Annotated in this window: 1 protein-coding gene; it reads right to left on the reverse strand. The window is 68.1% G+C overall.

Features of this window, described 5'->3' with window-relative positions; all coding sequences use genetic code 11:
• Positions 1-1,035 (reverse strand): galactose-1-phosphate uridylyltransferase (gene galT / locus AOK18_RS29905; protein WP_055696326.1); only part of this gene is annotated, 1,035 nt, incomplete at its 3' end.
• Between the last annotated feature and the right edge of the window lie 229 nt (positions 1,036-1,264).

The following is a 1,264-nucleotide window of genomic DNA, read 5'->3' on the forward strand; positions in this document are numbered from 1 at the left end:
CTCGGCCGCGCGCTCCGGCGGCACGTCGTTGATGAACACGTTCATGCCGGACTCGGAACCCGCGAGGAACTTCAGCTTGCCGGACGTGCGGCGGATGGTGAAAAGCTCGAGGTGGAGCGCGAAGTCGTCGCGCGTGACGCCGTCGAACTCCTCCAGCGCGCCGAACGGGGCCTGGTGCCAGGCCGCGATGTACGGGGTCGGGGGCTCGCCCTCGCCGAAGATCCGGTCGAACCGCCGCAGCAGTTCCAGGTAGACCGCGGGGAACTCCGCGCGTGCCGCCTCGTCGAGCCCGAGCAGGTCGGGCACCCGGCGCCGGGGGTACAGGTGGACCTCGTAGGGCCAGTGCGCGGCGTACGGCACGTGGGCGAACCAGTGGTCGCTCTCCAGGACGACCCGCTCCCCGGCCCGTTCCTCCGCCAGGACGGTGTCGAACAGGTTCGCTCCCCCGGTCGCCTCCTTGTGTGCGGCCACTTGGCGGAGCATCAGGGAGGTCCGGGGGGTGGTGAAGGGGTAAGCGTAGATCTGCCCGTGCGGGTGCTGGAGGGTGACGCCGATCTCTGCCCCCCGGTTCTCGAAACAGAACACCTGTTCAACGGAGGACAGATGGGACAGCTCCGACGTCCTGTCCGTCCACGCGTCCAGCACCAGGCGCGCCTGTTCCTCGCTCAGGGAGCCGAAGGAGGCGTTGTGGTCGGAGGTGAAGCAGACGACCTCGCAGCGGCCGGAGTCGCCGGCCAGGGAGGGGAAGCGGTTCTCGAAGACCACGACGTCGTACGAGGAGTCCGGGATCTCGCTGAGCCGGTCGCCCTCGGAGGGGCACAGGGGGCATTCGTCGGCCGGCGGGTGGTAGGTGCGGCCCTGGCGGTGGGAGGCGACGGCCACGGAGTCGCCGAGCAGCGGGTCGCGGCGGATCTCGGACGTCGTGACGGTGGCGTCCAGCGGGCGGCGGTCGGCCGCGTCGCGCACGGTGGCGTCACTGAGGTCGTAGTAGATGAGTTCGCGACCGTCGGCCAGCCGGGTCGAGGTCTTCTTCACGCCGGACGCTCCATTCGAGCCGTTCACCGCACGGTCTTCGCCGTACCGTCTTTCCACAGTTCCAACATAACCCAACACATCAAAACACACATCACCCCGGCAGTCACCCTCACAACCGAACAAAGAGCATCAGCGGAGATGCTCGTCCAGTGAACGCGGAGGCGTAGGTTCCGCGACGTATCGGTTCGCGCAACGAAGCGAGTACTCCATGCAGACCCCCACCCATCTG

The sequence above is a fragment of the Streptomyces prasinopilosus genome, assembly GCF_001419695.1.
GTDB classification, from domain to species: domain Bacteria; phylum Actinomycetota; class Actinomycetes; order Streptomycetales; family Streptomycetaceae; genus Streptomyces; species Streptomyces prasinopilosus.